This window comes from Xanthobacter autotrophicus, from assembly GCF_005871085.1.
GTDB classification, from domain to species: domain Bacteria; phylum Pseudomonadota; class Alphaproteobacteria; order Rhizobiales; family Xanthobacteraceae; genus Xanthobacter; species Xanthobacter autotrophicus.
The window spans coordinates 144509-157781 of record NZ_VAUP01000041.1; the positions used below are offsets into that span (position 1 = coordinate 144509).

At 67.6% G+C, this 13273-nt stretch carries 14 protein-coding genes; 10 read left to right on the forward strand and 4 right to left on the reverse strand.

Features of this window, described 5'->3' with window-relative positions:
* Positions 1 to 23 precede the first annotated feature (23 nt).
* A complete protein-coding gene (locus FBQ73_RS21210) occupies positions 24 to 965 on the forward strand; it encodes a glucokinase (protein ID WP_170218999.1) in 942 nt (313 codons plus the stop codon).
* 200 nt (positions 966 to 1165) lie between these two features.
* On the forward strand, positions 1166 to 1963 hold the full coding sequence (locus FBQ73_RS21215) for an alpha/beta fold hydrolase (RefSeq protein ID WP_138401473.1): 798 nt from the start codon (positions 1166 to 1168) through the stop codon (positions 1961 to 1963).
* A gap of 32 nt (positions 1964 to 1995) precedes the next feature.
* On the opposite strand, the gene FBQ73_RS21220 is transcribed toward FBQ73_RS21215, so the two are convergent.
* Positions 1996 to 2859 (reverse strand): LysR family transcriptional regulator, encoded by an 864-nt coding sequence (locus tag FBQ73_RS21220; protein WP_246089836.1) that lies wholly within the window; start codon positions 2857 to 2859, stop codon positions 1996 to 1998.
* 124 nt (positions 2860 to 2983) lie between these two features.
* On the opposite strand from FBQ73_RS21220, the gene FBQ73_RS21225 reads away from it, so the two are divergent.
* The gene (locus tag FBQ73_RS21225) at positions 2984 to 3913 is read left to right on the forward strand and encodes a DMT family transporter (RefSeq protein WP_138401474.1); all 930 of its coding nucleotides are present in this window, start codon (positions 2984 to 2986) and stop codon (positions 3911 to 3913) included.
* A 2-nt stretch (positions 3914 to 3915) separates the two neighbouring features.
* Here FBQ73_RS21225 and FBQ73_RS21230 read toward each other — a convergent pair whose 3' ends face one another.
* The gene (locus FBQ73_RS21230) at positions 3916 to 4710 is read right to left on the reverse strand and encodes a hypothetical protein (RefSeq protein WP_138401475.1); all 795 of its coding nucleotides are present in this window, start codon (positions 4708 to 4710) and stop codon (positions 3916 to 3918) included.
* Between the two features lie 310 nt (positions 4711 to 5020).
* Here FBQ73_RS21230 and FBQ73_RS21235 point away from each other — a divergent pair, with 310 nt between their 5' ends.
* The 4 genes from FBQ73_RS21235 (at position 5021) to FBQ73_RS21250 (ending at position 8622) form a co-directional block, all read left to right on the forward strand.
* On the forward strand, positions 5021 to 5806 hold the full coding sequence (locus tag FBQ73_RS21235) for a Bax inhibitor-1/YccA family protein (protein WP_138401476.1): 786 nt from the start codon (positions 5021 to 5023) through the stop codon (positions 5804 to 5806).
* Between the two features lie 304 nt (positions 5807 to 6110).
* Positions 6111 to 7004, forward strand: coding sequence for a transketolase (locus FBQ73_RS21240; protein WP_138401477.1), 894 nt, complete (start codon positions 6111 to 6113; stop codon positions 7002 to 7004).
* An 18-nt stretch (positions 7005 to 7022) separates the two neighbouring features.
* Positions 7023 to 8015, forward strand: a complete 993-nt coding sequence (locus tag FBQ73_RS21245) for a transketolase family protein (protein ID WP_138401478.1) — start codon at positions 7023 to 7025, stop codon at positions 8013 to 8015.
* Between the two features lie 58 nt (positions 8016 to 8073).
* Positions 8074 to 8622, forward strand: coding sequence for a 2,4'-dihydroxyacetophenone dioxygenase family protein (locus FBQ73_RS21250; RefSeq protein WP_138401479.1), 549 nt, complete (start codon positions 8074 to 8076; stop codon positions 8620 to 8622).
* A 66-nt stretch (positions 8623 to 8688) separates the two neighbouring features.
* Here the strand turns inward: FBQ73_RS21250 and FBQ73_RS21255 are convergent, their stop codons facing one another.
* A complete protein-coding gene (locus FBQ73_RS21255) occupies positions 8689 to 9441 on the reverse strand; it encodes an SDR family oxidoreductase (RefSeq protein ID WP_138401480.1) in 753 nt (250 codons plus the stop codon).
* A 138-nt stretch (positions 9442 to 9579) separates the two neighbouring features.
* Positions 9580 to 10692 (reverse strand): GTP cyclohydrolase II RibA, encoded by a 1113-nt coding sequence (ribA, locus tag FBQ73_RS21260; protein WP_138401481.1) that lies wholly within the window; start codon positions 10690 to 10692, stop codon positions 9580 to 9582.
* 132 nt (positions 10693 to 10824) lie between these two features.
* On the opposite strand from ribA, the gene FBQ73_RS21265 reads away from it, so the two are divergent.
* The 3 genes from FBQ73_RS21265 (at position 10825) to hpf (ending at position 12920) form a co-directional block, all read left to right on the forward strand.
* On the forward strand, positions 10825 to 11640 hold the full coding sequence (locus FBQ73_RS21265; protein ID WP_246089838.1) for a RibD family protein: 816 nt from the start codon (positions 10825 to 10827) through the stop codon (positions 11638 to 11640).
* 16 nt (positions 11641 to 11656) lie between these two features.
* Positions 11657 to 12157, forward strand: coding sequence for a cytochrome b (locus FBQ73_RS21270; RefSeq protein ID WP_246089840.1), 501 nt, complete (start codon positions 11657 to 11659; stop codon positions 12155 to 12157).
* A 181-nt stretch (positions 12158 to 12338) separates the two neighbouring features.
* Complete coding sequence (hpf, locus tag FBQ73_RS21275; protein WP_138401483.1) at positions 12339 to 12920, forward strand: ribosome hibernation-promoting factor, HPF/YfiA family; 582 nt, start codon at positions 12339 to 12341, stop codon at positions 12918 to 12920.
* Positions 12921 to 13273 lie beyond the last annotated feature (353 nt).

Below are 13273 nucleotides of genomic sequence, written 5' to 3' on the forward strand. Positions count from 1 at the left end.
CGCCCTATCCATCGGACTCTCCCATGGCTCCCACCGTATTGCTTGCGGACATCGGCGGAACCACCACGCGCATCGCCCGCGCAGGTGTGGACGGGGTGCCGTTCGACATTCGCCTTGAGGCCAACGACTCCTACGGGTCGATCGAGGACCTGCTCAAGACCTATCTTGATTCGCTTGGTGGCGAGCCGCCCCGCTGCGCGGCGCTCGCCGTTGCCGGTCCCATCGACGGCGACACCGTGCGGTTGACCAACCGGAACTGGCGCTTCTCCAGCGAGGCCCTCGCCCGGGAACTGTCCTTCCTGCACCTCACCGTGCTCAATGATTTCGAGGCCCTCGCCCACGGCCTGCCGCTGCTGACCCGCGACGACCTGATGGAAGTGGGCACCGGCCGCCGCGTCGCCGGCGCCCCCATGCTGCTGTCGGGCCCCGGAACCGGGCTCGGCACCGCCCTCATCCTGCCCCGGGAAGACGGCTACGAGGTGCTTCCGAGCGAAGCCGGCCACATGCGCCTTGGCGCGGTGACCACGGACGAGGCCCGCATCGTCGCCCATCTGGTGCGCGACCTGGGGCCGGTCTCGGTGGAGCACGTCCTGTCCGGGCCGGGACTGGTGCGGCTGCACCGGATCCTCTCCGGCGAGCAGTTGTCGTCCCACGCCATCATCAAGGCGGCGCTGGACGGCCAGTGGCAGGAAAAGGAAAGCTGCCACATTTTCCTGCGCCTGCTCGGCCGGGTGCTGGGCGACCTCGCCCTCGCCTTCGATGCCAAGGGCGGCGTCTATGTGGGCGGGGGCATCGGCCGGGCCATGGCGCCCTTGTTCACCGAAAGCCCGTTCCGTGCCGCCTTCGAGGAACATCCGCCCTATCTCGACCGCCTGTCGCTCATCCCCATCCATGTGGTGACGCACGCCACCCCCGGCCTGATCGGCATCGGCGAGATCGGCCGGCGGCTGCTGGTGAGCGAATAGGATACCGGTCGGGCCTCCCGGAGAGTGGAGGCGCTCACGCTCGTGCGGTCAACCGGAGCCAATCGCGGCACTCGCGGCTGGACGCCCTGCGATCCCGCAATCCGCGGTGTGACGCGAAAGACCCGATGGGCCGGCCCCCTTAGCTTTCGAGGCACGCGACACCCGTCGCGCTGCAACCTCTGGGGGGGAAGGAACACATCATGGATATGAACCGACGTGCGTTTTCCACAGCCCTGATAGCCGGCGCGGCGGCGTCCCTCGTTTCCAGCCGCGGCATGGCCGCGACCGCTGCTACCGCTGCTACCGCTGCCGCGGCGGTATCCCGCAATATCGTGCTCGTGCACGGTCTGTTCGCCGACGGGTCGTGCTGGTCGGAGGTCATCGCCCGGCTGCAGGCGGCCGGGCTCAATGCCACATCCGTGCAGAACCCCCTCACGACGCTGCCGGATGCCGTGGCCGCGACCCTGCGGGTGCTGGAGCGGCAGAATGGTCCGACGGTGCTGGTCGGACATTCCTTTTCAGGGATGATCGTCACCGAGGCCGGCCTGCATCCCAACGTATCGTCGCTGGTCTATGTGGCCGCACGGGCCCCCGACGCCGGCGAGGACTACACGGCTCTGGCGAAGACCTTTGCGACCCCACCGGCAACCGCCGGCATCGTCTTCGACGGCGATGAGGGGCGCCTCACCGAGGAAGCGTTCCTCCGCGACTTCGCGGGCGACCTCCCTCCCGCCCAGGCGCGGGTGCTGTACGCCGTCCAGCAGCCCTTCCGGAAGGCGCTGCTCACCGGCAGGACCACGCAGGCGGCCTGGCGCTCGAAGCCGAGCTTCTATGCCGTCTCCACGGAAGACCGCACCATCAATCCCGACCTCGAGCGGTTCATGGCGCGGCGCATGGGTGCAAAGACCATCGAGGTGAAATCCAGCCATCTGTCGCTGATCTCCCACCCGCTGGAAATCACCAACCTGATCCTGGAAGCCGCCGGGCATTCCGCCTAGGCGGTTGTGGCGCCGCCTCGGCGCGGTCGCACTCAGGCGGCGTGTTCGAGGCCGGCCTCCCGGTCGCAGAAGGAGATGATCAGCCCGGCGAGGTCGCGCGTGGCGGCACACGGGCGTTCCGCCACCAGGAGGGTCAGTTCGGTGGGCGGCACCGGCGGCCAGAGGTCGGGATCGTCCAGCACCCGCAGCCGCGGGCCGATAGACCGCGCATTGAGCACGGCCACGCCGAGACCTCCGGCCAGCGCCGCTTCGATGCCGATGAGGCTCGGGCATTCATAGGCGATGCGCCACGGACGACCGATCTTCTCCAACGCCTGGACCGCGCGGTTGCGATACAGGCAGCCCTGCCGGAAGGCCACCAGCTCCACCGTTCCGGGGGCCGGCGCCGCGTCGCGCCCCGCCACCCAGTAGAGCCGCTCGGGCCACACCGCCTCCGCCGGGCCGCTGCCAGGCTCGCGCTTCATCAGCACGATGTCCAGCTCGCCGCGCACCATGGCGGAGGACAGGTCGCGGCTGAGGCCGCAGGTGACGGCGAGCCGCACCCCCGGCAGGGCCCGGACGAATTCGGCGATGACCCCGGTCAGCGCCACCAGGGCGAAATCGTCGGGAATGCCGAGCCGCACCACCCGGGGCGGCGGCGCCCCCGTGAGCGCGGCGCGCGCTTCCGCCCCCAGGGCGAGGATCTGCCGGGCGTAGCCGAGCAGCCGCTCGCCCTCGGCGGTCGGGGTCACGCCGCGCGTGTCCCTCACCAGCAACTGATGTCCGAGCTGGTCCTCCAGCCGGCGGATCTGCTGGCTCACCGTGGACTGCGTGCGGTGGACGCGCTCTCCGGCGCGGGTGAAGCCGCCGGCATCCACCACGCTCACGAAGGCTTTCAGCAGATCCATATCGAGCATGGTGGCCTCATTCGATTATCCACTAGTCAACATCATGACATTCAATTTTTCAATTCCCTCATTTCGTGGTCTCTGGCCAAGGCGGGTCCCCAACACGGTGCCCTCGGCGGTCAAGGAGGTCCCCGTGAGTTTGCCCCTCCGCGCCATCGAAGCGCCCCCTGCCGTCGCCGGCCGACCCAACGCCCTGCCGCTCCTGATCATCCTGTTCTGCCTGATCTGGAGTTCGGCCTTTGCCGTGGCCAAGATCGCGTTGGCGGATTGCCCGCCTTTGCTGCTGCTGGCGTCCCGCTTCCTCATCGCCGGCAGCATCGTGCTGGCAGGCTGCGCCCTCCTTTTGCCGCGCGCAGAATTCTCGCGGCTCACGCGGCGCGACCTCATGGCCCTGGCGCTGATGGGGATCCTCAACAACACCTGCTATCTCGGCCTCAGCTATGTGGGCATGACCCATGTGTCGTCGGGGCTGACGGCGGTGCTCATCTCCGCCAATCCGCTGCTCACGGCGCTGGCGGCGGCGCCCCTGCTGGGAGAGCGGCTGACCGGCCGCAAGCTCGGCGGCCTGGTGCTGGGCATGGCGGGGGTGGCGCTGGTGGTGCGCTCGCGCATCGTCTCCGGTCACGAGGACCCGGTGGGGGTGGCCTATGTGGCCGGCGCTCTGGTGACGCTGGCGGCGGCGACGCTGCTGTTCAAGCGGGTGCGCACCTCCGCCTCCCTGTGGGTGGGCAGCGGCATCCAGTCCCTTGCCGGCGGGCTCGCTTTGCTACCGGTCGCGCTGTGGCGTGAGGACCTCGCCGACGTGCATCTCACCGTGCCGCTGGCCTTGTCCTTCGCCTACCTGACGCTTGCCGGATCGGTGGGGGCGTTCAGCCTGTGGTTCTTCATCCTCGGCCGCACCAGCGCCACCCGCGCCAGTGCCCTGCACTTCCTGATGCCGCCCCTCGGGCTGATGTTCGGCTGGCTGCTGCTGGGGGAGAAGATCCCGCCTTTCGACCTCGTCGGCATCGTGCCCATCGCCCTCGGCATCCGCCTCGTCACCACGACGCCTGAAAAGCGCTGAAGTCAGAAGCGATAGAAGCCGGTGAGCACCACCCCATTCTCCTGCGGCGCGTTGCGGGCAAAGACCGTGGAGACCAGGGCGACGCCCAGCGTCACGGCCTCGCTCAGGTCATAGGCGGCGCCGAGCTGGAGCTTGTAATATTCATACGAGGTGCCGAAATACGGCCCCTCCCCTGCTCCTTCCGAGATCACGTTGAAGGACTGGAACAGGACCTGCCAGCGCTCGGCCACCCGCACGCCGAGCGTCAGGTCGAGGTGGAACTCGTCCGGCGGATCGCCGAAGCGCAGGCGCTGCGCCGCCTCCAGGTCGAGGAAGGCGGCTTTGCCGAACAGCGGGAAGGACCAGCCGGCGAGCAGCCTCAGGTCCAGTTCGGCGTCCTCATAACCCACCGCCGCCGCGCTCTGGGAATTGCCGGTGCCGGGCAGGCGGCCGACCACCTGCGCCGAGACCACCACGTCGTTTTCGTTGTAGATCCGCACCCGCGCGCCCGCGTCCGTATAGCCCGGTCCGGCATAGGAGGTTGGCGCCGGCGCGCCCAGGTCCACCGCGAGGAACTGCGGAGCGATGATGAGGGTCAGCCAGTCGGAGGCGCCATATTCGAAGACGAGGGTCGCCTCCACCTTGTCGTAAGGCCGGCTGTCGTAGAGTTTGGAGGACGGGCCGAACTCGGAGCCGGAATGCACCGCGCTGCCCTGCAGGATGACTTGGCCGTGTCCTTCCTCCTGGGTCCACGCCCCCGCCCGGGCGGGCAAGGCGGCAAAGAGCATGAGGGCCCACACGGACAAGACGAGACGCATTGGCGCACCCCACCGGGCGGCAAAGGCGACAAGCCGGCAAAGCTCCCGCCCGCCGCGATGCGGTGCAGCGAACGCCTCTCCCCTGCGCGCTTCGTCGGCCCCCTGCGTCCCCATCGCGCCTACACCCCAGCCCGGTTGCAATTATATGCAGGTGCGAAGGCGGGTCACCACCTGACGTAAAGTGACCTTGCGTAAATTTCATCCTGGCTTGTCTTGCCGCCCTTTCGCGAACCCACCATATTGACCTCGGACGCGTAGGCTTGGCTCCGGTCGGCTGGCGCGTCACTCGATTTCTCAAAGGGGAACGACGATGTCCGATTATGATCGCAACGTCGCCGGGCGTTTCAACCCGTCGGTGGCACGCTCGCAGGCCGCGATCGACCAGGGCCTCCGCACGTATATGCTCAGCGTCTACAATTACATGGCGCTGGGCCTCGCCATCACCGGTGCGGCGGCGCTCGGCATTTACCTGCTGTCGGTGACCACCGATCCGAGCCAGGCGGCCGGTCGCGTGGCGGGCGGCATCATGCTGACTCAGTTCGGCTACGCGCTGTTCGTGAGCCCGCTCAAGTGGGTGGTGATGTTCGCGCCGCTCGCCGCTGTATTCTTCCTGAGCTTCCGCATCGAGCGCATGAGCGTATCGGCGGCGCAGATCACCTTCTGGGTCTATGCGGCCCTGGTGGGAACGTCCCTGTCCACGATCTTCCTCGTGTACACGCACGAGAGCATCGTGCGGGTGTTCTTCATCACCGCGGCCACCTTCGGCGCTTTGAGCCTCTACGGCTACACCACGAAGAAGGATCTGAGCGGCATGGGCTCGTTCCTGATGATGGGCCTGTTCGGCATCATCATCGCCTCGGTGGTGAACATCTTCCTCGGCTCGACGATGCTGCAGTTCATCGTGTCCGTGGTGGGCGTGCTGGTGTTCGCGGGCCTCACCGCCTACGACACCCAGCGCATCAAGGAGATGTATTTCGTCGGTGACGACGGCACGGTGGCCGGCAAGAAGGCCATCATGGGCGCGCTCTCGTTGTACCTGGACTTCATCAACATGTTCATGATGCTGCTCCAGCTGTTCGGCAACCGTAACAACTGACGCCACAGCGTTTTCGAGCAAAGTGGATACCGGTTCGCGTGAAGAAGACGCGTTAACGCTCTAAGGTCGCGGCGGCAACGTCGCGATCCTCGCTCTGAAGGTTTAAGGCCCCGGCACCCGCCGGGGCCTTTTTCGTTTCACACGTCCCCAAGCGTTCTCTCCCCAGCCCGCTAGGCACGCGTCTTGATAGATGATATATCATATTTTATTGAACCGGAGCCGATGCCGCTCATCCGCCTCGCACCCGCCGGGCGTGAAGGCGACAGGCGGCCGGTCCCGGGGAACGCCCAGACAGAGAGCCTTCATGAGCGCACGCGAACGCACCCTGCCCTCCGACGCGCGGCCCGCGTCCAACTTCCGCCCCACCGCCGAAACCCTTGCCCTGCTGCGGGAGAAGGCGCGCTTCGTGCGGCTGGAGACCATCCGGCTGATCGAGGTGGCGAAGGTCGGCCACTACAGCTCGGTGTTCTCCGCCGCAGAGATCTTCGCCGCGCTCTATTACGACGTGATGGACATCGCCCACGGCGACCCGCGCCGGCCCGACCGCGACCGCTTCCTGATGGGCAAGGGCCACGCCGCCGTGGGCCTGTTCCCCATCCTCGCCGAGTTCGGCTACATCGACCGCGAGACGCTGGACAACTACACCCGCCTCGGCAATCCGCTCGGCGACCACCCGGACATGCGCAAGGTGCCGGGCATCGACTTCTCCTCCGGCTCCATCGGCCACGCGCTCTCCGCCGGCCTCGGCATGGCGCTGGGCGGACGGATGCAGGACCGGGCCTTCAACGTCTTCGTCATGCTCGGCGACGGCGAGATGCAGGAGGGACAGGTGTGGGAAGCGGCCATCTCGGCGGCCCACCACAAGGCCTCGAACCTCGTCGCCATCATCGACCGCAACGGCTTCCAGCTCGACGGCGCGGTGGACGACGTGATGGGCATCGAGCCGCTGGACGAGAAATGGCGCGCCTTCGGCTGGGAGGTCCACACCGTGGATGGCCACGACCTCGACGCCCTCACCACCCTGCTGCGGCAGGTGAAGGCGGATGAGGCGCGCACCAGGCCCTGCTGCATCATCGCCCGCACCCTGAAGGGCAAGGGCGTCTCCTACATGGAGACCGAGCCCGGCTGGCACCTCGGCTATCTCGACCCCTCGGACGCTGCACGGGCTGTCGAGGAAATCATGAACCGCACCATCTGAGCCGAGGACGTCCCTTCCATGAACCGGCCCCTTTCGCCCAATTCCTGGCAGTACCGCGAACTGAATGCCAAGACCCCCGGCCTCAGCCATCTCTCCGACGCCCTCATCTCCCTGGTGGAGGCGGGCGAGCCGGTGGTGGCAGGCTCCGCCGACCTGCAATATTCCAACGGCCTCAACAAGTTCGCCGAGCACTATCCGGACCGCTACATCCAGTTCGGCATTTCCGAGCAGAACATGGTGACCGCCGCCGCCGGCCTCGCCACCACCGGGCTCAAGCCCTATGTGGCGACGTTCGCCTCCTTCCTCGGCCTTTTGTGCTGCGAGCAGATCCGCATGGACGTGGCGTATTGCGCCCAGCCGGTGCGGCTCATCGGCCATCACACCGGCATCTCGCTGGGCTTCTACGGCACCTCCCACCACGCCACGGAGGACATTGCCACCATGCGGGCCATCGCCGACCTCACGGTGGTCTCGCCCGCCGACGGCCCGCAGCTCGCGGCCGCCATCAAGGCATCGGCGGACTATCCCGAGCCCATCTATTTCCGCATCGGCCGGGGCCGCGAGCCGGACGTGTACCCCCTCGACACCCCCTTCACCTTCGGCAAGGCCATCGAGCACATGGTGGGCGAGGAGATCACCATCATCGCCTGCGGCATGACCGTGCATCCGGCGCTCGAGGCGGCGCGGACGCTCAACGCGCAGGGCCACAGCGTGGGCGTCATCGACATGCCCACCATCAAGCCCCTCGACCGCGCCGCCATTCTCGCCGCCGCCGGCCGCTCGCAGGTGCTGATGAGCGTGGAGGAGCACAATGTGTTGGGCGGGCTGGGCAGCGCCATCGCCGAGGTGTTGACTGACGAGGGCGCCGGCGTTCGCCTGGTGCGCCACGGCATCCACGACGAATACAGCCTGATCGCGCCGCCCACCCACCTCTATGCCCATTACCGCCTCGACGCGGCGGGCATCGCCGAGGTGGCGCGCTGCGCCATGGGCATCCGCAAGGCGGCCTGATCACGACAATAGCGCCCCCAGGCACGGGCCACGGGGGCGCTCATGGGAGGACTCAAGAATGACCACCGCTGAACAGCGCGCTTCTGCCCCCGCTCCCGTCGACGAGCGCTGGCAGCCATACCGCAAGCCCCAGCCCGCCGAGGCCGTCCCCGAGTTGGTGATCGCTGCGGCGGTGCCACAGGACGAGCGGCTGTGGGTGCCCATCGAGAAGAATGTCTGGTTCCGCCCGCTGCTGCTGTCCGCCTCATCCGGCTACTGGATGAGCGTGCTGCGGGTGCGCCGGGCCGGCGTGCTGTCTCGCCATCGCCATCCGCAGCCGGTGCATGGCTACGTCATCAAGGGCTCGTGGCGCTATCTGGAGCACGACTGGGTGGCGAGCGAGGGCGGCTATGTCTACGAGGCGCCGGGGGAAACCCATACGCTGGTAGTGGACCCGCATGTGGACGAGATGATCACCCTGTTCCAGGTGAACGGGACCATGATCTACGTGGACCCGGACGGCGCCGTCACCGGCTTCGATGATGTCTTCACCCGCATCGACAAATGCCGCGCCCACTATGCGGCCGCAGGCCTCGGCGCGGGCTTCGTCGACCAGTTCATCCGCTGACGAGGCTTGTCCCTGATGACGCGCCCGGGCCGGCACACTGCCCGCCCGGGCGCGTCATAGGTGGGATCAGCCGCGGCCGATAAGGGGCATCTTGGTGGCCATGATGGTCATGAACTGCACGTTGGCATCCAGCGGCAGGCTGGCCATGTAGACCACCGCGCTCGCCACATGGGCCACGTCCATCACCGGCTCCACTTTGATGGAGAGGTCCGCCTGCGGCACGCCGGCCTTCATCTTCTGCGCCATGGGGGTATCGGCATTGCCGATGTCGATCTGCCCGCAGGCAATGTCGTGGACGCGCCCGTCCAGCGAGGTGGACTTGGTGAGCCCGGTGATGGCGTGCTTGGTCGCCGTATAGGGCGCCGAATAGGGCCTCGGCGAGGTGGCCGAGATGGAGCCGTTGTTGATGATGCGCCCGCCGCGCGGCTCCTGCGCCTTCATCACCCGGAACGCCTCCTGGGTGCACAGGAACGGGCCCGTGAGGTTGGTGTCCACCACCTGCTTCCACTGGGCGAAGGTGAGGTCTTCCATGGGAATGGCCGGGGCGCCGGTGCCGGCATTGTTGAAGAGCAGATCCACCCGGCCGAACTTTTCCACCGTGGCGGTGAACAGGGCGCGGACCGAATCAGGATCGGTCACGTCGGTGGGCACGCACAGGGCGTCGGAGCCGATCTCGGCGGCGGTCTCCTGAAGGGCATCGAGACGCCGGCCAGCCAGGGCCACGCCATAGCCGGCCCCAGCCAGCGCCACCGCCACCGCCCGCCCGACGCCCGAACCCGCACCGGTCACGATGGCGATCTTCTTCCCCGTCTTGCTCATGGCCGCTTCTCCCAGTCTCTCGACGTGTCTCGTACCGAGCTCTCGTCCCACGTCTTGCCGTGCGTGACTGGTGCGGTTTTAAATCGTTTTGAATACCCCCGACAACCGGTCTGGCCGCTTTTTTCGCGTGCCGGAGCGTCAGTCCGGTGCGCGGGCGGCCAGGGCGTCGAAATCGATATAGTGCCCGGCACGGTCGCGCTTGGAGGCGAGGTAGCGCACATTCTCGGCGGTGGGACGACCCAGCACCCGCTGGTCGGAGACCACGTCGAGGCCCGCCGCCTTCAGCGCCGCGATCTTCTGCGGATTGTTGGTGAACACCCGCACCGCCTTCACCCCCAGCTGGCGCAGCATCTCGGCGGCGAAGTCGAAGCGCCGCTGGTCGAGGTCGAAGCCCAGCGCCGCGTCCGCGTCATAGGTGTCGTAACCCTGGGCCTGCAGGGCATAGGCCCGCATCTTGTTGGAGATGCCGTTGCCGCGCCCTTCCTGGTCCAGATAGAGCAGGATACCGCCCTCGCCCTCGGCCATGCGGCGCACGCTGTCGCGCAGCTGGTCTCCGCAATCGCACTTCAGCGAGCCGAACAGGTCACCGGTGAGGCAGGCCGAATGCAGCCGAACCGCCACCGGGGCGGACAGGTCTGGACGGCCCACCACGATGGCCACCTGGTCGCGCAGGCCCTCACCGCCTCGGAACACCACGAATTCGGTCTCCGGCGCGCCTTCCAGCGGCACCGGCGCGCGCCCGACGATGGCAAGCCGAGCCACCTGGCTGGCGCGATAGGCCATCACGTCCGCCGCATCCACCGTGAGGAGGCCGGCAACCGCCTCGCCCGGCACCACGCACACCACGGCGGCGGGCAGGACGAGGGCAAGGCCCAGAAGCTCCAAAGCGGCGTGGTCGAGGGCATTGGCTGGCGCAACCGGCGCATCTACCCGTGCCTCGACACGCAGCGCGAGGGTCGCGACGCGTTCGGCATTGAGGGTGGGAATGGACACCGAACCCGCCTGGGCGCGCGGGGCGCCCAGCTTCAACAGGCGCGGCGCCGGCAGCACGAGGCGGGCTTCACTGGCCCCTGCGGCCGCAAGGGCGGCGGCGGTCCTGGCATCGAAGGTTTCGGCGCCGATGACCAGCACCACCGCGCCGATGGCCACAAGGCGTACGCCACGGCCGGCACGCACTTCCGCCAAGGCCCGCTCCACCGCCATCTCACCGGCGCCATGGCCAAGGCCGAGACCGTCAACCACCGTTGTCATGAAGACCCCTTACAGGCAGAGGCGGCGCCGCAACGCGCCAGAAAAGATCCACAAACGCAGCAGGGTCGTAACAAACCAGAGCGTATGGCGTTCCTGCTCCACATGCTCCATCTCTACGGCGGGCGAGAACCGATGGATGACACGACCCGGCACCGGTCGCCGCATCAGGCGACCACCGCCTCTGAAGTGGCGATATATCATCCTGTTCACAAGGGCGAACGGCTCTTCGTGGTGGCCCAGCTCGGCCAATCCCTGGACGGGCGGATCGCGACGCCCTCCGGCGAATCCAAATATATCAACGGTCCGCACGCCCTCGACCACCTGCACGCCCTGCGCGCCGGCGTGGACGCCGTGGTGGTGGGGGTCGGCACCGTCGTCGCCGACGACCCGCTGCTCACGGTCCGCCGCGTGGCGGGACAGAGCCCGGCGCGGGTCATCATCGACCCCTCCGGCCGCGCCGATCCTTCCGCCCGCTGCTTCGCGGCCGACGGCGCGCGCCGCATTGTCGTGCGCCGGGCCGGAGTCGCTGCGCCCGTCGCCGAGGGGGTGGAAGTCATAGCCATGGAGGGGGCGGGCGCCTTCGAGCCCGCCGCCATGCTGGAGGCCCTCGCCGCCCTTGGCCTGACCCGCATCCTGGTGGAGGGCGGGGCGCATACGCTCTCGGCCTTCCTGGAGGCGGGATGCCTTGATGCCCTTCACGTTTTCGTGTCCCCGGTCATCCTCGGCGCCGGCCGGATCGGACTGACGCGCAAGGCGTGCGACACTCTGGCGGACGCCTTGCGGCCCGCCGCACGGGCGCATGTATTTCCGGACGGGGACGTACTGTTCGCGTGCGATCTCGCCCGAGCCGCCGGGAGGGAGGCCCAAGCCGACGATGCCCAATCCAGCGATTCCAAATCAAACGCCGTCCGCACCGCCCGCGCCCGCCGCCTACGGGCTGCCGGCTAGGGCGCTGCACTGGATCATGGCGCTGCTCGTCCTCGCCGTGATCCCTGCCGGCTTCGCCATGATGAACCTGCCGTCGGGGCCGGCGCAGGACTGGTTCTTCGACCTGCACCGATCCATCGGCTTCACCATCCTGTGCCTCGCGGTGGTGCGGGTGGTGGTGCGCATCCTCAATCCGCCCCCGCCGCGCCCCGCGAACCTGCCCTTCGCATTGTGGCTGGGAGCCGAGATCGTGCATTACGCGCTTTATGTGCTGCTGCTGGTGATGCCGCCACTGGGCTGGCTCGCCTCCAACGCCTTCGGTGCGTCGGTGAGCGTATTCGGCCTGTTCACCCTGCCCAACCTGGTAGGCAAGAACGACGCCCTCGCCGACATGTTCGGTGCATGGCACCAGCGGCTCGCCTATCTGATCACCGCGTTGGTGATCCTGCACATCGCAGCCGGCCTTTGGCACGGCATCATCAAGCGCGACGGGGTGCTCTCACGCATGCTGCCCCACCTCTCGCGCCGGCAGGCCTGAGCCGGGCGATCAGGCGAAGGCGACGCATGACAGGCGGCATGACGGGAGCTGTGCGGGGCCGGCGCTTCGCATGCGTCTTCCGTTGACACGTCGGCAAAGCACTCCTACCACTTAGATAGCCGGCCGGTTTGTAATGCAGGATGGGTCGAGTACTCGGCCCCTCCATAGGGGATCAAATCGCATGGCCCTACGCGTGTCCGGAAAGAATATCGACGTGGGCGAAGCCCTTCGTCTGCGTCTCACCGAGCGGGTCTCCGAAGTCCTCGCCAAATACTTTGATGGCGGATGGTCGGGACATGTCACCGTCTCCAGGGACGGTTCGGGCTACCGCTCCGAATGCCTGCTCCATCTCGATTCGGGTGTAAACCTGCAAGCGCATGGCAGCGCCCAGGACGCCAACTCCTGTGCCGATTCGGCGGTGGAGAAGATCGAGAAGCGCCTGCGGCGCTACAAGCAGCGCCTCAAGGATCGACACGGCCATGGCAATGGTGGGAACGACTTCGCCGCCCAGAGCTACGTCCTCAGCGCCGCCCCAGAGGGGGAGACCGACGAGGAACTGGAAGGCTGGAGCCCCACCGTCGTCGCCGAGCAGGTGAGCCGTCTGCGATCGCTCTCCGTCGCCGATGCCGTGGTCGAGCTCGACATCACCGGCGCGCCGGTGGTGGTGTTCCGCCACGCCGGGCACGGGCGGGTGAGCGTGGTCTATCGCCGCCCGGACGGTCATGTGGGCTGGATCGATCCCGCCGCTGAAGATCTCCACTAGGGCACTCGCCAATCAGCGCGCACCGCGTGCTGATTGGCGAGCGGCGTTCTCTGTCTTAAAGTTAAGAGGGCGCGTGCCGGTCGGGTTGCGCCGCAATCTGGCCGGCCACCGCGTTCCCCAAGCTGGATTTTGGTCTGGATTTTGGCAGTTGCTCCGGGTCGGAGCCCCTTCGCCGCAGCGGCATCGCCATCGCGTCGAAAATCTGGGCTCTTTGCGTGAACCGGAGACGGATTTACCGTTCGGATCGAACCCATCCGGACGGCTCTGGCCCGAAGCCGTTCGGCCCGCCAGCGGACCGTGGCTTGAGCGCAGAGCACGATCCCAGTAATGGAGGCCGCGACGACGACCTCCGG

Excerpts from the sequence above, each read along its gene's own strand:
- FBQ73_RS21210 (WP_170218999.1), top strand. The coding sequence starts at position 24 with ATGGCTCCCACCGTATTGCTTGCGGACATCGGCGGAACCACCACGCGC.
- FBQ73_RS21215 (WP_138401473.1), top strand. The coding sequence starts at position 1,166 with ATGGATATGAACCGACGTGCGTTTTCCACAGCCCTGATAGCCGGCGCG.
- FBQ73_RS21220 (WP_246089836.1), bottom strand. The coding sequence starts at position 2,859 with ATGCTCGATATGGATCTGCTGAAAGCCTTCGTGAGCGTGGTGGATGCC.
- FBQ73_RS21230 (WP_138401475.1), bottom strand. The coding sequence starts at position 4,710 with ATGCGTCTCGTCTTGTCCGTGTGGGCCCTCATGCTCTTTGCCGCCTTG.
- FBQ73_RS21235 (WP_138401476.1), top strand. The coding sequence starts at position 5,021 with ATGTCCGATTATGATCGCAACGTCGCCGGGCGTTTCAACCCGTCGGTG.
- FBQ73_RS21240 (WP_138401477.1), top strand. The coding sequence starts at position 6,111 with ATGAGCGCACGCGAACGCACCCTGCCCTCCGACGCGCGGCCCGCGTCC.
- FBQ73_RS21245 (WP_138401478.1), top strand. The coding sequence starts at position 7,023 with ATGAACCGGCCCCTTTCGCCCAATTCCTGGCAGTACCGCGAACTGAAT.
- FBQ73_RS21250 (WP_138401479.1), top strand. The coding sequence starts at position 8,074 with ATGACCACCGCTGAACAGCGCGCTTCTGCCCCCGCTCCCGTCGACGAG.
- FBQ73_RS21255 (WP_138401480.1), bottom strand. The coding sequence starts at position 9,441 with ATGAGCAAGACGGGGAAGAAGATCGCCATCGTGACCGGTGCGGGTTCG.
- ribA (WP_138401481.1), bottom strand. The coding sequence starts at position 10,692 with ATGACAACGGTGGTTGACGGTCTCGGCCTTGGCCATGGCGCCGGTGAG.
- FBQ73_RS21265 (WP_246089838.1), top strand. The coding sequence starts at position 10,825 with ATGGATGACACGACCCGGCACCGGTCGCCGCATCAGGCGACCACCGCC.
- FBQ73_RS21270 (WP_246089840.1), top strand. The coding sequence starts at position 11,657 with ATGGCGCTGCTCGTCCTCGCCGTGATCCCTGCCGGCTTCGCCATGATG.
- hpf (WP_138401483.1), top strand. The coding sequence starts at position 12,339 with ATGGCCCTACGCGTGTCCGGAAAGAATATCGACGTGGGCGAAGCCCTT.